Annotated in this window: 12 protein-coding genes; 5 read left to right on the top strand and 7 right to left on the bottom strand. The window is 32.2% G+C overall.

Annotated elements, in window-relative coordinates; genetic code table 11:
- Positions 1 to 60: 60 nt before the first annotated feature.
- Both V6624_RS23005 and V6624_RS23000 read left to right on the top strand, forming a co-directional pair.
- On the top strand, positions 61 to 1113 hold the full coding sequence (locus V6624_RS23005) for a hypothetical protein (RefSeq protein WP_263521905.1): 1053 nt from the start codon (positions 61 to 63) through the stop codon (positions 1111 to 1113).
- A gap of 126 nt (positions 1114 to 1239) precedes the next feature.
- Positions 1240 to 2103 (top strand): hypothetical protein, encoded by an 864-nt coding sequence (locus tag V6624_RS23000; protein WP_338840372.1) that lies wholly within the window; start codon positions 1240 to 1242, stop codon positions 2101 to 2103.
- Between the two features lie 135 nt (positions 2104 to 2238).
- Here V6624_RS23000 and V6624_RS22995 read toward each other — a convergent pair whose 3' ends face one another.
- Positions 2239 to 5970, bottom strand: a complete 3732-nt coding sequence (locus tag V6624_RS22995; RefSeq protein WP_338840371.1) for a metallophosphoesterase — start codon at positions 5968 to 5970, stop codon at positions 2239 to 2241.
- Positions 5971 to 5996: 26 nt separating this feature from the next.
- Between V6624_RS22995 and V6624_RS22990 the strand changes: the two genes are divergently transcribed.
- On the top strand, positions 5997 to 7184 hold the full coding sequence (locus V6624_RS22990) for a Pycsar system effector family protein (RefSeq protein ID WP_338840370.1): 1188 nt from the start codon (positions 5997 to 5999) through the stop codon (positions 7182 to 7184).
- A gap of 262 nt (positions 7185 to 7446) precedes the next feature.
- Here the strand turns inward: V6624_RS22990 and V6624_RS22985 are convergent, their stop codons facing one another.
- Positions 7447 to 9816, bottom strand: a complete 2370-nt coding sequence (locus V6624_RS22985) for a GAF domain-containing protein (protein WP_338840369.1) — start codon at positions 9814 to 9816, stop codon at positions 7447 to 7449.
- A 228-nt stretch (positions 9817 to 10044) separates the two neighbouring features.
- Here V6624_RS22985 and V6624_RS22980 point away from each other — a divergent pair, with 228 nt between their 5' ends.
- Together V6624_RS22980 and V6624_RS22975 are read left to right on the top strand one after the other, a co-directional pair.
- Entirely contained in the window at positions 10045 to 10797 is a 753-nt protein-coding gene (locus tag V6624_RS22980; protein ID WP_338840368.1) for a glucose 1-dehydrogenase, read from the top strand.
- A gap of 71 nt (positions 10798 to 10868) precedes the next feature.
- Positions 10869 to 11450: a TetR/AcrR family transcriptional regulator gene (locus tag V6624_RS22975; protein WP_338840367.1), complete on the top strand. Its 582-nt coding sequence runs from the start codon at positions 10869 to 10871 to the stop codon at positions 11448 to 11450.
- An 85-nt stretch (positions 11451 to 11535) separates the two neighbouring features.
- On the opposite strand, the gene V6624_RS22970 is transcribed toward V6624_RS22975, so the two are convergent.
- The 5 genes from V6624_RS22970 to V6624_RS22950 all read right to left on the bottom strand — a co-directional run bounded on the left by V6624_RS22970 (position 11536) and on the right by V6624_RS22950 (position 15790).
- On the bottom strand, positions 11536 to 12594 hold the full coding sequence (locus tag V6624_RS22970; RefSeq protein WP_111288976.1) for a nucleoid-associated protein: 1059 nt from the start codon (positions 12592 to 12594) through the stop codon (positions 11536 to 11538).
- 45 nt (positions 12595 to 12639) lie between these two features.
- The gene (locus tag V6624_RS22965; protein ID WP_111288974.1) at positions 12640 to 12999 is read right to left on the bottom strand and encodes a four helix bundle protein; all 360 of its coding nucleotides are present in this window, start codon (positions 12997 to 12999) and stop codon (positions 12640 to 12642) included.
- A gap of 94 nt (positions 13000 to 13093) precedes the next feature.
- Positions 13094 to 13633, bottom strand: coding sequence for an IS1096 element passenger TnpR family protein (locus V6624_RS22960; protein WP_111289268.1), 540 nt, complete (start codon positions 13631 to 13633; stop codon positions 13094 to 13096).
- A 190-nt stretch (positions 13634 to 13823) separates the two neighbouring features.
- The gene (locus V6624_RS22955; protein ID WP_338840366.1) at positions 13824 to 14423 is read right to left on the bottom strand and encodes an HPP family protein; all 600 of its coding nucleotides are present in this window, start codon (positions 14421 to 14423) and stop codon (positions 13824 to 13826) included.
- 86 nt (positions 14424 to 14509) lie between these two features.
- Complete coding sequence (locus tag V6624_RS22950) at positions 14510 to 15790, bottom strand: chloride channel protein (protein ID WP_338841923.1); 1281 nt, start codon at positions 15788 to 15790, stop codon at positions 14510 to 14512.
- Between the last annotated feature and the right edge of the window lie 13 nt (positions 15791 to 15803).

The following is a 15803-nucleotide window of genomic DNA, read 5'->3' as shown; positions in this document are numbered from 1 at the left end:
GTTACTTTAAAGTCTAACTTTAAATCGTATTGATGTAAATTTGTAATAAAGATATTCAAAATGAGCGAGCCTTTAATGGTTTTAAAAAAACCTTCTTATCCTTTAACACAGCCACTTTTAAGTTATTTAGAAAGATACGAACGTATTTCTAAGGTTTCTGTGTTTTATGATGATTTGCTTCGTTTTTCGGGCTCAATCAATGTGTATGATAAAAATGATAACGATACGCTTTGGATTCGAGTATATTACGGTGAATTTGAACGCAATGAAATTGATTTAAATCTAAAAAAAATATACTCGCTTCTGCATTCTGATGGTAACAGTGAAATTATTCAGTATCTAAATGTCGATGCGATTGATTATTGTACTTTCGGGAATTCGAAACCTTTTAGAGTAAAAGTGAGAAATATTCTCAACGATAACTACGTTCATTTTTACATTAAAAAAGCTGATGCTTCGCGTATTTACGGATTAGAATTGGAAGATATTCTTTCGCCAGATAAAATCAACTTTTTAGTTTATAAAGATACTTTGATCGAAGAACATATTATAGGAATTCCGGGGGATGTTTTTATGGATACACTGCTTGATAAATGCAGTGAAATGGAAAAAGCGCAGATTGCAAAAGAGTTCGTTAAGTTTAACGAACGATGTATGATTCGTCTTTTAGGAGATATGCGTGCTTATAATTATGTAATTGTCCCAATTCACGATTTTGATCAAGTAGTTTATAAAATTCGTCCAATCGATTTTGATCAGCAATGTTACGAGGGGAATTTTAAAGTTTATCGTCCACAGTTTTTCAAGGAAAATTTCCCAATGATTCAACTGATTAAAGAAAAATTAGAAGAACGTTCGATCATTCAATATAAAGATGAAGAAAGAGCAATTTTGGCAAAACGTATTCATTCTGCCGAAACTAGAATTAAAAAATTATTGAATATAATGTGCCACGATACCATTTCAACGCCAGAACATTTATTGCAATTAAAAATGGAATTGTACCGTTATACCAACGATATGAAATTCAAAAACGCAAAATCGATGGGACACGTTATGCACGCAGCATTTGAGTTCATTATCCGTAATTTTAAAAACACCAATTTAGTTTAGAACTATTGTCATCCTGAGGAACGAAGGATCACACAAGTAACTCTACAAAGATTGGAGAATTACTTTACGCAATCTCTAGTGCGATCCTTCGTTCCTCAGGATGACAAAAAAATAAAAAATAATATCATGAAAAAAACTTTCCTAGTTATCTGTTCAATTGTCTTATTAGCTTGCCAGAAACAATCTGGTTCTGAATTAAAGGAACTTTATTCGCTTCCAAAAAAATTAAAAGAAGTATCGGGAATTGCCTATTTTCCTGAAACGAAAATTCTTTACACTTTGGAAGACAGCGGAAATAAAAACGCTATTTACGCAATTGATTCTAAAGGGAAATTAGCTAAAACAATCACCATTTCAAATGCTGCAAATGTCGATTGGGAAGATATTACAAAAGATAAATCTGGAAATATCTACATTGGAGATTTCGGAAACAATGATAACGAAAGAAGAGATTTGTGTATTTATAAAGTCACAAAAAATCAATTGAATAATGATTTAGCTAAAGCCGAATATAAAATCTCATTTTCATATCCAGAACAAACAGAATTTCCTCCAAAGAAAAAAGAAATGTTTTATGATGTTGAAGGTTTCTTTGAACAAAATGGTTATTTCTATCTTTTCACTAAAAACAGAAGCAAAGGTTTTGATGGAACTGCTTTTATTTATAAAATAAAAAATGCTGCAGGAACTCAGAAAGCAATAAGAATTGGTGAATTTAAAACTTGTAACAATTACAACCATTGTGTGCTGACAAGTGCAACAATTAGCCCAGACGGAAAAAAAGTTGCCTTATTAAGTCATGATAAAGTTTTGTTGTTTAAAGATTTTAAAGGAGATTTATTTCATAAAGGAAAACAAACAGAACTAAATCTAAATCACTTTTCTCAAAAAGAAGCCATCGTTTTTAAAGATAACAACACCTTACTTATAGCAGACGAAAAAACAAATAAAATAGGAGGAAAGGTATATGAGTTTCTTCTAAGTCACTAAGGTACTGAGGTGCTAAGAAAAGATTAGCCCCGAATTCACGAATTTTAATTAAATTATTCGTGAATTCGGGGCTGTTTTTTTAACTCAGAGTAGAAAACCTTAGAACCTTAACATCTAAGTACCTTAGCACCTTTTTTAAAAACTATAAGCTGCTCCAAAAATCAGCCTTCCAATTTCATCAGGAGATTTGAAATAAGAAATTCTAGCCGTAATAACATTTATGGCATTCAGCCAAAGTCCGCCGCCGTAATCTTGATGCCATTTTCTTGATTCTTCACCATCAAGCCAAACTCTTCCGTAGTCGAAACCACCTAAAATTCCGTATGTAAAAGGCACAATCGTTTTGCGGATTTTTCCAATACTCAAACGTAAATCAGAGCTTTGAGAAAAATAGGAATTTCCTAAGAAACGCTCATTTCTAAAACCACGTAAATCGGTATCGCCTCCAAGAGAAGCACCTTGATAAAACTCGTAGTTATTATTTAAAATCGCTTTACCTTTAACATAAGTTGCTAAAATCAATTTACCATTATGATCGATTTTATGTGTAAAACCTAAAGCACTTTCCAAAGTTGGGAAGTTCTGTTTTGTCTGATCGAGATTTGTTGTCCAAGTTCCAGCAATCATAAAGAACATTCCTAAAGTTGGTTTTGCTTGAAAATCTGAATTTTTGAAAGTATATTTAACTTTCAAACCGCCATAATTTTGACTATCAAAAACAACTGGATTTACAATTCCAGGAATATTTATATATCTGTTTTCTGTTTCTTCAACTGTCATTCTCTGGAAAATTGGCTGAATGCTGAATTCACTTCCAAATCTTCCTACGTGACGAATAGCGGCCGAAGCATTAAATTTTCTGATACGAACACGATTATAATCCATTCCTAAATCTTCATCGTATTGTGATTCATTTCCGTATCCAAAATAGTTCATAGCAAAATTTGGAGTGGTATATAAAGATTCCACATCAATAACCCATTTGCCTAACAAACCTGGAAAATGCGCAGCATAATTAAACTCTAAACCGCCTGTCGCAAAATAGTAGAATGCATTAAAAATATGTCTTTGTGTGTACGGATTCTGTTTGAAATTATTGACCGTATAATTTAAATTAACTCCCATTTTTACGCCATCATCTGGATTATATCCAATCGTTGGAAGCCCTGCAATTACATTGTATTTTGGCCTTTCATAATTATATAAATTAACATCGTAATCGTCTGTTAACTGTGTTTGGGTTTTAGAATCTAAATTGTATGTGTTTTCTTTTGATTTAAAATCGTAAACAATAACTTTTCTTCCGTTTTCAATGTTATAAGTATCATTATTCTGACCACCGATTAAACGAATTTTTATGCTAGATTTTTGATCTCCTTTTACCTCAAATGTGTCATTATCATCTAGTCCGTAAATCCAAAGATTTTTGGTTTTATTATCCGTTACGTTTTTGGTGAAAACCAATTCATCGCCTTCTTTTTTAACTCTGAAAACCTGAATTTCAATTCCTTTTTTTACATTATGATTTATAACAAACTTATCTTTTTTGTCTGTTCCAGCAATCATAACTGTTTTGTTTAAAACATCAGAATATCTGCGAGCATACTTTTGAAGATCTTTTTTTCTACTTTTTAGTTTTGCTTTTATTTCATCAACTGTTTCGTCCTGAACTTCTTTAGGCATATTTTTGAAAGCCTCATCGATATCTGCATCGGTTAGATTTTCTTGAATGTATTTAGCTTGCTCAACCCAATCTTTTTCTTGAGCAGTTCTTAGAAATGCCAAATCCATTGGATAAGGTTCTCTTCCAAGCCATTTCACATTGATTCTGTCGCCTTTAAAAGTTCGCATATGACGAAGCGGAGGCATATTCATGATAAGCGAAAGCAAAGCTCCATCATATTTAACAAAAGCCTGATCACGATCTCTAGGAATTGGTCTGTAAATTACTTTTCCATTTTCTTTATATTCAGCCCAGCGCCATTGATCGCTGTGTCTGTCCCAATCTCCTAAAAGAATATCAAACAAACGCGCTTTTATATATTCTTTTTCATCAACAACATATTTTTCATCTTTATGAAGATTTAGCATCATTTCATCAGTTCCAATAATATTGTCTGGTTTTCCGAAATTTTTCCCATCCAAATGATTGTCTGCAGGTCTCTCTTCAACCATGTACAATTGATCTCCAAAGCTTGCATTAAATTCGCCTAAACCATTTTGCTTTGGAACATAATATAAAATCGGATTGGTATGTCTTAGCCCAATTTTATCAGACATTCCGCCAATTGCAAAAGAAGAATAAGGGTGAGAAGTAGTGTAAAAATCAAATAAGAAATCTTCTGCGTATGTTTTTTCAAATTCATTTACTACATATTGATCTTTAAAAGCAACTGACTGTAAAAATACTGTCGCACTTTTTTTCATGGCGCGCATAATGTATTCACGTCCTTGAGGATCAGACATTCTTAAGGAAACAGATTGATGTCCGCCGCCTTCGCGAATTGGTTTCAATCCACCTTTTAAAGTATCAACGGTTGCAGCTGTAGCTTCAATAGGAAGACTGTAATATTTTCTATAATGCTGACCAAATAAGAATCTGTGAAATGCTCCTTTTTGAGTCATTTTTGGAGAATAAATCGAAGTGGTCACTGTTGCAGGAAACTTATTTGGAATATCTGAAGCCCAGTTAATTTCTTTGGCTTTTATAATTTCGCGTTCAAAAAGCAGTTTTTCTTTATTATTTTCATTTCCATAAAAAGAAACTTTTGCATCGCCGCTTTTGAACATAGTCAATGTTGCGTATCCATTTCCGCCATACGAAAAATCATAAGGATTTATTGCTCTCGCAGCTTCCGATTTTGATCCTGCACCGCTGATAATCTGCTGAATATTTTCTTTGCTGATAAATTGCAAGTTATGATCGTGTCCAGAGACTACAATTACATTTTTCTGCTTCTGTAAAAGCGTTTTAATTCTTTTTGTGTAAATCGTGTATTGTTTATTTTGTATATCTTGCGGACTAACTCCAGATGTTTTTCGCAATAAATTGATGAAAGACCCAATTATCGGAAGCGGAATTTTTTGCTCTAAAGGGAATAATTGTTTTTCTAATGAAAATTGTCCGCCATGAGTTCCGTTACTGAATAAAGGATGATGAATTGCCAAAACAACTGTTTTTTCTTGGTTTTTATTTAAAAGACCTTCTAATTCTTCAAAGAAAGCTTCTCTTGTTTTAATTTCGCAATTGTCATTTATAGTCGGATGATCGTTCCAATCTTCCAGAAACCATTCACTATCAACAGCTATCAAAGTTGTGGTGCTGTCAATTTTTACATCTTCAATCGGGCAGGTTTTTCTTGGAAGAAAACTCTTTTTATCGTTTAAATATTTCGTTACAAAATCTGCTTGACGCTCCAGACCTTTGATGCCGCTGTACCAATCATGATTTCCAGGAATTACGATTGTTTTTCCTTTAAAATCTTTGGTTAATTTTAATTGATTTGTCAGTTTAGTTTCTGCCAAAGCCTTGTCTTCTGGATGTTTGTCACTCGGAAAACCTTTTGGATAAATATTATCACCCAAGAAAATAAGGGTCGATTTTTTACTTGCTTTTTTTAGCTTTTGATGCAAAAGTTCCAGAGTTTGCTGTGCTTGTTCTTCGTCAGCATTTCCAGCATCGCCAACAAGAAAAAATGTATGAGCAATTTTTATAGTATCTGTTGCGTTTTCTGTTTCGTTGGCACTAACATTTTTTCCGTACTGCGGTTTGCGCGTTGCACAGGAATAAACAATGAATAGTGACATTATTGCTAATGATGAGTTTTTAATCTTGGCAATAAAATGATTATCCAAAAACAATTTCATAATTTAGTGGTATAAAAATATTCTTTATGAATCTAATAGAACAATCCGAGGATTTTGTCGGTAATTTACTCAAAGATAAACTTTCTAATTTATATTCTTACCATAATTTTAATCATACTTTTACAGTGGTTAATGCGGTAAAAGAGCTTTGTAAAAAAGAAGATGTGGAAGGAGATGATAAAGTGGCACTTTTGGTCGCAGCTTGGTTTCACGACACCGGATATATTGAAGGTTATGAAAACCATGAAAAGACAAGTACAAAAATCGCTGCCGACTTCTTGCGCGAAAAAGGAAAATCGGAAGAATTTATTGCACTGGTTTCAAGTTTAATTTTGGCGACAGTTAAAGAATATGAGCCTAGAACGCATTTAGAAAAAATTATCAGAGATGCAGATTACGCGCATTTAATGGGAGCGGAATATGCTACAACTTGCGAATTGCTGCGTCTGGAATTAAAAAATGCAGGCATAGTTAGTTTTTCAAATGCTGAATGGACTAGAGAAAATTTAAATTTCTTATTGAATAAGCACAGATTTTATACAGATTACGCCTTAAGAAAATGGCAACCTTTAAAGGAAAAAAATCTATTATTAATTCAGAAAAAAATCAATAAACAGGAATTGAAAGCCGCTGCCGCACTCGAAGAAGAAAATAAAAAAAAGGAAAAAGCTGAGAAAGCCGAAAAACCAGATCGCGGAATTGATACTTTATTTCGTGTTACGCTTGGAAATCATACTCGCTTAAGTGGCATTGCAGATAGTAAAGCCAATATTTTATTGTCGGTAAATGCGATTATTATTTCGATTGCATTATCGTCTATTATTCCAAAATTAGACAGTCCGAAAAATGCACATTTAGTTGTTCCAACTTTTATTATGCTGATTTCGAGTGTGATCACGATTATTTTTGCGATTCTTTCTACTCGTCCAAAAGTAACTTCTGGATTTTTCACAAGAGATGACGTAGAAGCTAAAAAAGTGAATTTAATGTTTTTTGGAAATTTCTATAAAATGCCTCTTGAAGATTACGATTGGGCAATGAATGAAATGATGAAAGACAGAGATTATTTGTATTCGACAATGATTAAAGATTTGTATTATCTGGGATTGGTTTTACAGCGAAAATATAATTTACTCCGAATTGCATATAACTTTTTTATGGTCGGAATTATCATAACCGTAATCGCGTTTGTGATTGCTTTTAAATCGATTTAATTACTGAGTTCGATCTATTTTAAACACATAGAAACATAGTTTTTTATATTTCAGAAAAGAATAGAGAAAGAAACTAGTTTCTCACACATAGATCAAAATGCTGAGAGCCTTGTCAAAGTTTGAAACTTTGACAAAGTTTTGCGCATAAATTAGTAGAAGTACAGCTATGTTTTTTCAAAAATGAAATGCCTTTTATAGGTTTTCAAAATCTATGTTTCTATGTGTTTAAATAATTTAAAACTGCAAAAAAAAGCTCAACTATCTAGTTGAGCTCATCTAATAAATCCTGATAGGTTATTTTTTTAATTTTCGAGTTTGAAATGTTGTTAATTACTTTCACACGAATTGCTCTCAAGCCCGAAACTCCCTGAAGATCTTCAACTTCAAATTGCTCAATCGAAGGTTCAAGAATTTTCTTGTGCTGTAAGTATTTAATATATTTTAAATATTCTGCTTCTTCGCTGTTTTGAGAATACACAATTGTAATTTTCTCTTTTTCAGTAATTCTTTCGTTGCTTCCTTTAATGTTCGATTTATCGATTCGTTTTTTAACGACTTCATATCTTGCATTATAAGTTCCATCAACATCAAAACGTTTTTCATCCATTCTAAAACGAATAGAAAGCGGAGAACTGAAAACCAAAATTAAAGAAGTAACATCCAATTCATAAGGAAGCGATTCTTTAAGTTCGTGATGTTCCAATTCCATTTCACATAAAGTCTGCAATTGCCATAAACGGAGATTATGCAAATACATAATATCGAATGGTTTTGTTGGCGAAATCGAAGCTCCAATATACAAATTATGTTCAACACCATCCGTTTTGAAACGTTCGTAATAATGCGGATAAATCTGTTGAGCTTCAACTTGTTTTCTATCTAAAACCGTTGCTAATCTCTTATTGATAATCGACATTGCGTTGTCGAACTTCTTTCTTTCGTGATAAAACATTCCTGTTTTTTCATCCAGTTTTTCAAAATACAATTCTGCCAATTTCTCATCTTTAGCATTGCCTTTTGTATTTTTCAAAATCGGATGAATTTCTTCTTCAATATATCTTTGAATATGCTGTTCTGTATCTGCTTTTAAAGGAAAATCCAATTCGCTTCGAAGCGATTCCAATTCAAATTTTCTTTGTTCCAAAAGAACTAGATTCGAATTTGGTTTCTGATTATCGAAGATTTCCAAAAGTGCCGTCAACTGACTTTTCAAATCAATTTTCACGGTTTCATTTCGATGCTCAGAAGAACCTTTTATATCGATTTGACCATATAGCGGATATACATTTTTAAAGACAATTTCTTTAAAAATATAATCTTTAGTATGATTCATATTCTGAAAATAATTCTGCGATTCCCTTTTAAATTTCCAATAAACGCTTGGGTGAATTGTAGTATATTCTCGCTGAATAATCGCTTCAATCTGATGTTGCATATCCGTATTGTAACGATCAATTGTGTCAGTCAAATAAGGAAGAACCAAATCTAGTTTTGTAGCATTTACGCTGTTTAGATCTCTTGGATTTTGAGAAACCAATTCGACAACACCTAATAAATGTCCGCTTTTGATAACTGGAGCAAAAATACAGCTCTGTATTCCTTGTTTTAGTAAATGTTCGCCAAGTCTTTTATTTGTTGATTCTTCTGTGAATTTGCTAACATTAGAAATAACGAAAGGTTCTCTGTTGTCCAATAAATTTTCGAAAGAACATCCAAAAAAAGCATTTTTACAATCTACTTCCTGATCGGCAGAAAGTAAAAAGCTCTTCATCTGTTTATCATATTTTGCTGGTCTGATGAATTTCTCTTCTTCAGGATTGTAAATAATAAATCCGACTTTTAAATTCGGAAGATTAAAAATTGACTGAAAAATATTAGAAACTTCCTCATCTGTTTCAACTGTTTTTGGTCCAGGTTTCAACAAATTACTTTTCAAAATAGAAATAGCACTTTCTGTTGTGGCATCAAACAATGAAACAATTCCGAAACCTCTTAAAATCCAGCTTCCTTTAGGGAATTTAGATTTCCATAAATCAATATCATTGTAATTGTCAATCAATTGATCGATATCTTCTTGAGTTAATAGGACAGAGTTTTCAGTTGGAATAATTTCCATGAAATCAGCATTGTATAAAATTCTATAATGCTTTTCTACACCATTTTCATCTGGAATGTCATAGAAAAATGGCTGATTAAAATCAATACGTTGATTGTAATAATAGCTTAAAATCAAACAGCAGTTATTAATATAGAATTGATGTTCGCTAAAATCACGAATTTCCATGTAAAATTCGTCTCCCGCATTTTTGAGAATTTTCTTGAAACGCTCTGTATAGTTAAAGGAGATATTTTGAAATGGAATCGTTACCGCTTTTATCTCGTTGTGCGTCAATGCAGTTGGAAATAAATCGGCTAAAATATTTTTAATTAAAGCTTCATTGTCTTTAATGATTGAATAATCCTGGATTCCAGTCCTAAGTTCCGGAATTAAGTCAATTTGTTCTAAAATCGCTTTGGCGTAGTTTGATCTATAATCAACGTCTGATAAAGCAATTTCTTCAAAAGATTCAATTAGCTTGTGAAAGGAAATTATAGTGTTAAAAGGACTTTCTTTAAAAAATTGAATATCCATCTGAGTTATTTTTTAATACAAAATTAAGGATAAATTAAGAATGTACGACATTTTATAATCTCTTTCCTCTATAGTTAAATAGTTGTTTCCCTTATAATTAAAGGCTTTCGGGAAGTTCTTTTTTATTTTAACTAAAAATTAACATTAATAATAACGGAACGATTGTTCCGTTATTATATCTTTGTACCATAATAATTGAATAATCAATAACTTAAAAAACAAATAACAATGAAAAATTTAGAAAATAAAGTTGCAATAGTAACTGGAGGAAACAGTGGAATAGGATACGCAGCTGCGGCTGATTTAGTTGCAAAAGGAGCAAAAGTAATTGTAACAGGAAGAAACAAAGAAGCTTTAGCGAAAGCGGAATCTGAATTAAATGTTACTGGAATTGTTGCAGATCAATCTGATTTAAAATCAATCGATAATTTGGTAGCAGAAGTAAAATCAAAATTCGGAAAAGTTGATATTCTATTCTTGAATGCAGGAATTGCAGCTTTTGCTCCAGTTGATTCAGCTTCAGAAGATCATTATGACAGTATTATGAATGTGAATGTAAAAGGAGTTTATTTTACAGTTCAAAAAGTGCTTCCAATTTTAAATGATGGAGGTTCTATTATTTTCAATACTTCAGTAAATGCACAATTAGGAATGCCAGGTTCAAGTGTTTATGGAGCAAGTAAAGCAGCGGTTTTATCACTAAACAAAATTTTTGCTGCAGAATTGGCTTCAAGAAAAATCAGAATAAATGCGGTTTCTCCTGGTCCAATTGAAACACCTTTATATGGTAAAGTTGGTTTAGAAAAAGAAGAAGTTGAAGGTTTGGGAGCAGCTTTAGGGCAAAAGATTTTATTGAAACGTTTTGGACAAGCTACGGAAGTGGCAAAAACAGTAAGTTTTCTTGCATCTGACGATTCTTCATTCATAACAGGAACTGAAATTGTGGTTGATGGTGGACTTACTGTGAATACAGTATTATAATTTTTTTGACTAATTCAGGAACGATTGTTCCATATTTTTATATCTTTGTAAATGAATTTAATTTGAATGTCATGGCTAGAACGAAAGAGTTTAATGAAGATCAAGCTTTAGATAAAGCAATCGAGATTTTTTGGCACAAAGGTTACAACGGAACTTCTGCACAGGATTTGGTAAATCATTTAGGATTAAGTCGTTCTAGTTTGTATGATACTTTTGGCGATAAGCAAAAGCTATTTGTAAAGTCATTACAACGATATCAACAGCAAAATCAAGACATTCTTAAAGAGCTTCTAGAAAATGCTGAAAACATCAAAATAGCTTTAACGGAAATATTTAAACAGGCTGTTGTAGAAAGTCTTCAAGATCGAATTACAAAAGGCTGTTTTATGGTAAATTCGTCAGTTGAATTGGCGATGCACGATCCTGAAATTGCAAAAATTGTTCACAATAATCAGAAAACGGTCGAAGATATTTTTTGCCAAGCTATAAAAAAAGGGCAGGAGTTAGGCCAGATTTCTGATAAGCAAGAAGCCAGATCTTTAGCTCGTTTTATCTTTAATAATTATTCTGGAATTCGAGTTTTAGCTCGTGCAGGAGAAAGAGACAAACAAGTTTATGATGATATTCTGAAAGCCATTTTTTCTTTATTTTAAAGAGAATTGAAGCAAATAAAAAAAGGCAATTACAAATGTAACTGCCTTTTTTTGTATTAAGTAAGTAATAGAAAATGAAAACTTCTTAGCTTTTTTCTTCTTTGTTGAAGTAAACTAAGTAGTAATACATTTGTTTTTCTTCATCCCAGCCTTTTTCAACAAATTTTTCTGCACTTTCAGGATTAATAAAATCCATTTTAATCTGAATGTGAGTATCCAAATTAATTACATTTTTAATCGATTTTCTAGCGTCAGAAACTGCTGCGTTGGCAATAGGGAATGAGGTAACATCTTCGATGCTGTATTTTTCTCCTTTATCAACTTTATAGTTTTTAAATTCAGGAATCAAATCAGGATTGTCTAATACTTCATTCAAGAAATTCTGTTCTTCAAACTGATCATTTTTAGCGAAATAATTCACAGATCGGTTCATAAACATTACTTCCTCTTTCTTGTCTTCTGCTGGCAAAACAACATCTTTTGCGAAGTTTTGACAGAATTTTAAATATTTTTTTGTGATGAAATTTTCATCCTCAAAAGCATCAACAGATAAAAAGTGCTCTAACCAGTAACGCGCATCATAACGGTTGCTGTCTACAGTTAAAATTTTATATCCTTCTTCTCTTTTGTAGTTGAAAATCAAACATCCTTTATCTAATTTACTCAAGTTAATTCCTTGCTGTAAAATCATTTCAAGGTTGCTTCCATTTTCTTCAAACTGTAAAAAGTCTGCTTGTAACTCGCTTTTGAAAATTCCAATTGCATCAACAACATTGTTATCAATACTTAGATTAGTCAAATACGTTACATAAACTTCACCATTTTTAATGTGCGGGTGATTTGACTGCTCGTATAAATGTTTTGTGATGTTTTTAGAAACCTCATGAACATTTGACGGATTTGCAAAAATCTCAGTTGCATATTTAAACATGTCGTTGTAGTCCAAGTCCACTTCGTGTGCAAACTGATAATAGTTTTCTTCTTTTTCTCTAAAAGGTTTAAAAAAGAATTCTTTAATCAAAGGAACAATCTCGTCATTTAAATTAAACGGCTGCTCTGATAAAAAAATCGCTTCGTTACGGCTTTTGTTTCCTACGCGGTGAATAGCAAGCGTATCGATGTGGGTGTTGAATAAGTTGATCATTTTTTTTGAGTTGCTGAGATTCTAAGTTTCTAAGATACTAAGTTTTTAATTACTGTCTTTTAATTTTCTAATTAATGACGCTAACATTCTTTCGATCTCTCGACTATCCTCATATAAAAGGTTAAATTCTTCTTCGTTTATGTAAATTATATTTTTTGCAATTTCGAGTTGAGTCTGCATCTCAAATATAGAACCAAGAGAAATATATAAAAATCGTAAAAAATCTTTACTGCTTTCTCTACCTGATCCTTCCGCAATATTGCTCGGAATGGAAACTGAGCTTCGACGTATCTGCGAAGTTAATCCAAACATTTCTTCTTTGGGAAATGTACTTGTTGCTTTGTAAATTTTGGTAACTAAGGAAATTGACTTTTGCCAAACTAAGATTTTTTTAAAATGACTCATTTTTTATTTTTAAATTAATTTTAAAAATAAGAAAAATCTCTCAAAAAAAAAGAAAGCTTAGAATCTTAGTGTCTCAGAATCTTAGCAACTTAGATTAATTCCAATTCTCCTCAAATCCATAATCTTCGAAGCTGTCATCGCCTTCAAACATATCAAGATCTTCTTCGTCTAAGTCGTCTTCAAATTCTCCGTAAATATCGTCGTGCATATCTGCTTCGAAGTTTTTTTCAAGAGCTTCGTCTGGCATTTCGCCGTGAGAATATAAAGTTTCTGGGTAAATTGCTCCAACTTGTTCATCTTCGACAGCGGCCAATTCAACTAAGAAAGTCCACATACTGATGAAATCATAAACGTAGATAATCTTAGTATTTTGTTTGTCTAAAATACTAGATAACGGATAATCGTTCATGGTTCTTATTTCGCCAGGAACATCTCCTGTATCAAAAAGCGGAATTTCATCTTCTTGATTCCAAGTATCATCACAAGTATAAAATGAAGCCACTTCTGATCCGTCAAAGCCAAAAGCATTGAAGATTGCATTGTGTAAATCCTCAAGTGTATCTTCCTCAAGAATAGCAATGTCTCTAAAAATATCTTCTTCGGCGTCTAGAATAACTCTAAATTTATAAACCATAATCTTTGTTTTTATTGAGAGGTCAAAGGTAAAATATAAAAAACGAAATTCGAATCTCGAATTGCGATTTGTTGAAAAGATTTTAGTAGATTGATTTTCAATTAGTTTGTCAGGCTGAGCGAAGTCGAAGCCACATTCCAATTTGCGAGCCTTCGACTTCGCTCAGCCTGACAAACAGAACTTAAAAAATTTATTTTCTTGTCAGTCTTTTTCTAATCTTATGATAATGTTTGTGATAAGTACTGTGACTTGGATAACTTCTGCTTGAAGTCATATTATTAAAAATCAAAGCCGTTAAAAGTAAAATCATAACTCCTGTAAAAACTGGAGAGAGTACATACATATAACCTAAAGCTTTTACTTTTTCTGTTCCAATAACTGCGATTAAAGCTGTTGCTCCTCCAGGTGGATGAAGCGTTTTAGTAATCTGCATTAAAATGATGGCAATTGAAACCGCCAAAGGCGCAGCAATCCACATAATATCGGGAACCAATTTGTTGACAGTTACACCGACAAGAGCAGAAATTACATGTCCGCCAACTAAATTTCGAGGCTGCGAAAACGGACTTTGAATAATTCCATAAACCAAAACACTCGATGCTCCAAAAGAACCAATTAAATAAACTGCATCAGGACCAGAAAAATGCATAGATTGTACATAAGCTAAAATTCCAATTCCAACGAAAGAACCTAAAAATGACCAAAAGTGTTCTTTATAATCAATTAAAGTTTCTTTGTAAAGGATGTAACGTGTTTTGCGATAGCTTCTTTTTATTTTTTCAGTTGGCATTATGTGGTATTATTTTTATTCGTTATGCTTTTAAATATACTTTGCTATATGTTTTTAATCTTCAGATTGTATAACTAAGTCTGAAATTATTTAACTAAGCTTGGAGAATAACTGTATACTGTATACGGATAAATTGTTTTTGCAGTGTATTTTGAAATTAAACAAACTACAAGAATTGGGAAAAACAAAGTATAATCGTTTGTTAAACCACAAACCAAGAATATCGCTGTAAAAGGCGCATGAATACTTGCGCTAAGAACCGCAGCCATTCCGATAATCATAAAGTTAACTGGAATTACATTTACATGGAAAAAGCTGTTTAAGATCGAAGCCAATAGTAATCCTAAAAATGCTCCGATAAATAGACTTGGAGCAAAAACACCTCCGTCACCTCCAGAAGCCAATGTTATAGAAGTAACAATTGGTTTTAGGATTAAAATTCCAATAAACGTTAAAGCTAAAGTTATAGTTAATTGAGTTTGAGGCGCATTTCCAAAAATTCCTTTAATGGCGTGATAACCTTCTCCGTACAATTGAGGAAAAAAGAATAAGGAAAGACTTAAAACTGCTGAACCTAAAATGATTTTGTAATAATGTGTGTCGATTTTACCAAATTGTGATTTGAAAAATAAAACGCAGCGAGTTAGATAAACCGAATTCATTCCAGCTAAAATTCCTAAAAGAATGAAGTACGGAATCGCTTTTAAATTCCAAGTTACGATTGAAACTGCAAATAAAGGTTCTTCTTTTAAAATGGTCAGTAAACCAAAAGCAATAGAAACGGCAATTAAATTAGAAATGATAAATGCACGAGTTACTTTTCTAGAAATTACTTCGAAAGCAAATAAAACTCCCGCAATCGGACTGCTGAAAAGTGCTGTAACTCCCGCGGCCACACCCGCACAGATTAATTCTGTTTTGTATTGACGGAAAACATTTTCTTTTTCATGAGCAACAGATCCGATAGTTGCTGTAGCGACAACAGTAGAAACTTCGATTCCTGTTGAACCTCCAAAAATAACTGTTAGTAATCCGTTTATGAAGTGAGATGGAATTTTATAAGAAGGAAGATTTTTAGATTTTGATGCTGTACTTTCAAAAACTTCTTTGATTCCTTTATTTTCTTTTTTCTTAAAAAGATATTGCCTTAAGAAATAAATTACCGATAAACCAAAAACTGGAAATATGATGTAAAATACTGGGTGAACTGAAACTTCATGAAAGAAGATCTCTTCGTAATATTCCGTTATTTTTTTTAGTGAAATTCCGAGGAAAGCTGAAAGAAAGCCAATTAAAATAGAAACAATAACTAATTTTCGGAATTTGATTAATTGATGATTTTTTTTTATTTGCGCCGTTTTGTTCATCATTATAAGTTTG

It is taken from the genome of Flavobacterium ginsenosidimutans (genome assembly GCF_037478105.1).
Classification (GTDB): Bacteria; Bacteroidota; Bacteroidia; order Flavobacteriales; family Flavobacteriaceae; genus Flavobacterium; species Flavobacterium ginsenosidimutans.
Note: the sequence above shows the minus strand (reverse complement) of the source record. Positions and strands in the feature narration are given on the sequence as shown.